Annotated in this window: 2 protein-coding genes; one reads left to right on the top strand and one right to left on the bottom strand. The window is 40.7% G+C overall.

Annotated features, from left to right (window positions below; genetic code table 11):
• Positions 1 to 703: MFS transporter (locus tag A5295_RS06390; RefSeq protein ID WP_368664375.1), on the top strand; the 703-nt coding region annotated here is incomplete at its 5' end.
• 154 nt (positions 704 to 857) lie between these two features.
• Here A5295_RS06390 and hrpA read toward each other — a convergent pair.
• A complete protein-coding gene (hrpA, locus tag A5295_RS05510) occupies positions 858 to 4,943 on the bottom strand; it encodes an ATP-dependent RNA helicase HrpA (RefSeq protein WP_064622076.1) in 4,086 nt (1,361 codons plus the stop codon).
• Positions 4,944 to 4,998: the final 55 nt, after the last annotated feature.

Raw genomic sequence — 4,998 nt, 5'->3', positions numbered from 1 at the left:
GTTTATAATTTTTGGTATTTACATTAGTAAAGCTAAAGAGCCGTTTGTTACACCAGCTTTCTTTAAAAATATTCGTTGGCTTTCTGGCATAATTTTGATGGGCATAATATACTTCACAAATTATTGCATAAGCCCACTGTTCAATAGAGTTGGAAAAACTTTGTATAACATGACTACTTCACAAATAGCTTCTTATTTAGTTTGGGCTTTTATTGTTGCTGCAATATTCGGTTCATGCTCAGGCTTAATAATTAGTCGTATAGGAAGAAAAACAGGTTTATTATTAGCAATAATGTTTATACTTTGCGGATGGATTGGTATTGCAGTATTAATAAATTCTGGATTCTTAGCTATAGCTTTATGTGCATGCGTTTATTATGCAGGTTGTGGAATGGTGTATTCTCCACTGGCCTCAACAATTCTTTCGTCTCTTCCAGTTGAAGAATCTGGAAGAGGGTGCGGAATGAATGATTTAGCTATTAGTGTTTCTGCTTCTGTTGGTGTAGTAATTTTTGACGGAATATTAGATAAAAACATGCTGAGTGGAAATTCTATAACGGGTGCTTCTGGTATTTCGTCTGGATTTGCAAACATATCTCTTATGTGTGCTGCTGTTGCATTATTAGGGATTATCGTATTTACATTCAGAAACTTTATTACTAAAGAAAGCAATGCAATTGGAGTAAACGAAGATCAAGAATAAGACCAAAATAATAGTAAAAGCAAAAGCAATAGAATTATAATTGGCAATAGCTTAGCAACTGTGCAAATAAAGTTTGTTTACAACGTTATGAGCAATATTGTTTACAACATTGCAAGCGCTAAGAAAAAATATATGCATATATGCGAAACAGCTTTCACCTTCCGCCAATCATCTTTCGCATGCGTTGTATGCTAATCGGATATGCAGTTCCCAATTCTTGCGCCCAAAGAGATACATAGAATTCTTCGCACATCCAACGTAATTTCTCAGCGATTATTTGTGACTCGTCATGTGCTGGTCCTGATGGGATTTTCTGAGCGTCTTCTTGAGCTTTTACTACAAGCTTATGTGCTTCATCTGCCTGCCAAGCCCAACGTACGTCACGGTTTTTGTCTGCCTTAGCTTTAGTAAGACGAATCACGTCTGCATGCAAGTAGCGTTCAATACGAGGCAGAGAATCAGATGGAGTTTTGGCAATAAACCCTTCGTATACAAGACTTGCAGTGTGTTCGCGGATTGATTGCAACACTGAAAGCAAAGGCAAATCTGCTTTGCCAGAAACAGCTTTACTAACTTCCGCAGCACGCTTTAATATAGCAATCACATCGTGAGCTACATCGTATACCGTATCCTCGTATATTTCGGAAATGTTGGCAACAGTTTCGCGTAATAAATTGTCGTCAGCAATATTATCTGTGTTCGCAATTAGTCGTTTTACTGCAGCCGTTTGCAAGTCTTCTGCTAAAGCGTTAGAAGTTGAATAAGGTGCAGATGCGAGCATTAAAGATTCAGCGCCAAGCCAGCGAGAAGTAATACGCTTATTGTCTAAATGCAACATGTTTAGCGCACCCTGCCATACCATTTGCGCGCGCGAAAGATTTGTAGCGCCTGATTTGTGCAATAAATCAGCTCTTTCTACAACGTTTCCAGCTTGAGCTGCTTTACTTGCTTTACGATTTACAACCGCCCGCGCAGATTCTTGAGCTTCTTTTGCAAAGCGTTTTTGCAATGCAATTAATGACTTATCTGTTCCAAGAATTGTAGGTTTTACGCGATTAGAGTACTTGTTACGACCTGCAGGTTTATTGCGACTTTCGTTAGCTTTTCTCTCTTCAACACTAAACGTCATGCGCAAGTATGGTGAGAGTCTGCTTATTTGCTCGTCGTCGAAAACTTCAGGATGTATTTGCGCTCCAACTACACAAATTGCAGCTTTAGTGAAAACTTCTCTAAAATCTTGCCATTCGCTTTTTATATTGCTTTCTGTTTCTCCAATCCCAGGAAGCTCGTCGTAATGTTCGTCAATCCAAGAGCGAATTTTTTGAGCAGTATCAGGAGCTGGAACAAACTGTACTCGTAGAGCTTTAGGCAAAGATTTAATCATGCCAATAATAAGCTCATCTAATAAACCTGGAACATTCCAAGTAAATTCTTCAGGAGTTAAGCGCGAAAGTACGTAAAGCGGCACATGCACAGTTACGCCGTCCAAAGGATTAGCCAGATCATACACATAACTTAAACGCAACCTTATAATCTGACCATCTGTACCAACTGTATCCCAATGGTCAGGATAGTCAGCTAAATCAGTACTTTGCGTAGTTTGTAAACGTTCAACTTCATCGGGATTAAAGTCTAACTTGTGTGGATTTTCTTCGCGATTATCTTTCCACCATTTTGCAAGAGCTGCAATAGTAGTTGCTTCTTGAGGAATGCGAGTGTCGTAAAAAGTAAATAAATCTTCGTCGTTTACAGTTTCGCTTATTTGACGAGTGCGATTTGCTTGATTATCTGCATCTTCAAGTACATTGTGATTATTTAAAATAAACTCATCGTGTGCAAAACGCTGTTGCACATCTGCTTCAACTAAGCCTTGACGAATCATAATCATTCGAGCTTCGTAAGGATTAACTCTAGTCCATTGAACTGTGCGATCTTGAACAATAGGCAATCCGTATAGTAATACTTTAGATTTTGCTACAGCAGCACCTTTAGAAGCACTCCAATGAGCGTCAGAATACGTGATTCTAGTAAGATTTTTAGCAAGAGGCTCAGCCCACGCAGGATCGACTTGTGCGCAATATCTTGCCCAAAGTCTAGATGTTTCAACTAATTGCGTACACATAACCCATGAAGGAGTTGTTTTCGAAACAGATGAAGCTGGGAATATTGCGAATCTTCCTCCGCGTGCGCCTTGATAGTCGTTTTTAGCCATTTTTTGAGCGCGTTTCATAGCTCGAATTTTTGCTGATCCATGCAAATTAGCAAAATCTGAAGCTTTTGGTTCACGCACTACTTGCATTCCCAACATAGAAAGCAATCCTGCAAGCATCGACGAGTGTATTCCTTGCGAATCCCAAGAGCAGCACAAGCTGTGAGCAGCCTGTTGATTATTAGGAAGCTGACGAATTTCCAAAGATACTCTTTTAGATGGAATAGGCTCGCCAACTTTATAATGCAACTCTTTACATAAGTCTTGAAGTTGATTAACTAAATCTTTCCACTGTTTTAAACGCAAAAAGTGGAAGAATTCCGCTTTACAAAGTTTGCGAAGAGCATTATTGCTCATATTTCCGTCTGCTTGGAAAATATAATCCCAAATATTTAAAGCAGTTAAGAAATCGCTTGTTTCATCCGCATAACGATTATGAAGTCTATCCGCTTCTTCACGCTGTTCTTCAGGGCGCTCGCGAGGATCTTGCAAACTCAAAAACGCAACAATTACCAGCACAGCTGCAAGAGTATTCGGAGTTGTTTTACGCGCCGCTTCAATAATCATGCGTCCTAAACGAATGTCAATCGGCAATTTCGAAAGCTCGCGTCCAATATGAGTTAAAGTAATGAAACCTGATTTTCTGCTTATTGCGCCAAGCTCGTTAAGCTCATTAAAGCCGTCGCTTACTGCTTTCATATCAGGAGGGTCAATAAAACCGAAATTCGTAATATCTTCGCCAGTTTTAGCAACGCCTACTGAAAGCATGTGTAATACTACTGCTCCAAGCGAAGTGCGCAGAATCTCAGGATCGGTAAAACGAGGTCGAGTTTCGTAATCTTCGCGCGAGTAAAGTCTAATAGCAATTCCGTCCGCGATTCGTCCGCATCGTCCAGAACGCTGATCTGCGCTCGCTTGAGAAATCGGCTCTATAGGAAGCCTTTGCACTTTTGCAGACTTAGAATATCTGCTAATTCTCGCAAAACCAGGATCGACAACGTATCGAATCCCAGGAACAGTAAGCGAAGTTTCAGCAACGTTCGTAGCAATAACAATGCGTTGATGAGAGTGATGTTCAAATACGCGATGCTGATCTTTTGCAGAAAGACGCGCAAAAAGCGGCACTATTTCAATAGCATCCGCTCGTTTCATATCACTTGCTCGAGTGCCAAAATATGAGCGTAATCCTGCTTCAAACTCTCTAATATCGCGCTCGCTGGAAGCGAAAACCATAATGTCGCGCGCGCCTTGCTCGTGGCTTGAATGAATAACTAATTGAGCGCATGCGCGAGTTACTGCAGATGTCATATCTTCATCTGTAATATCGTCTCGATTGCTTTCGTTAGATTGGCTTTCTGCGACAGTTTCCTCATCCATTGTTATGTCTGCAAAGCCGGGGACATGTCGCATAAGTGAAGGCGCGGAGCCAAGCGGCTCATAAAGCACTCTCACAGGGTACGTGCGTCCAGAAACTTCAATAACAGGAACTTTTATGTGTAAAGCTTGCTCAAAATGTTCACGGAATTTTGCAGAATCTATTGTTGCTGAAGTAATAATCAGCTTCAAATCGCGTCTTTGCGGAAGTAAAGTCGTTAAATATCCTAGCAAAAAGTCAATGTTAAGACTGCGTTCGTGAGCTTCGTCAATAATAATCGTGTCGTATTTAGTAAGAAGAGGATCTCGCTGAATTTGCGCAAGTAAAATACCGTCAGTAACAATTCGAAGCTTTGTTTTAGGTGAACTTTCGTCGGTAAATCGCACTTGATAGCCGATTTCTTCGCCTAGTTTTACTTCCATTTCGTTTGCGATTCGCTCAGCAACAGTGCGTGCAGCTAAACGGCGAGGCTGAGTGTGCACGATTTGCTTACCTCTTCCGCCTCTTCCAAGCTCAAGCACCATTTTTGGGATTTGCGTAGTTTTACCGGAGCCAGTCTGTCCGGAAACAATCACGACTTGTGAAGACTTAATTGCTTCTATTATTTCGTCGTGTGCTGCGCAAATAGGAAGCTCAGCAGGGTAGTCGAATTTCATAGTGTATATTTCTTTTCGTAGATTTTTGCTTTTTAGTACTTCTTTAGTATTAGTA

It is taken from the genome of Gardnerella sp. 26-12, assembly GCF_001660745.1.
GTDB classification, from domain to species: Bacteria; Actinomycetota; Actinomycetes; order Actinomycetales; family Bifidobacteriaceae; genus Bifidobacterium; species Bifidobacterium swidsinskii.
This window is presented reverse-complemented; position numbering and strand designations above follow the sequence as displayed.

Bases quoted from the DNA above. Each gene is read 5' to 3' on its own strand.
- hrpA (WP_064622076.1), bottom strand. From the start codon at position 4,943: ATGAAATTCGACTACCCTGCTGAGCTTCCTATTTGCGCAGCACACGAC.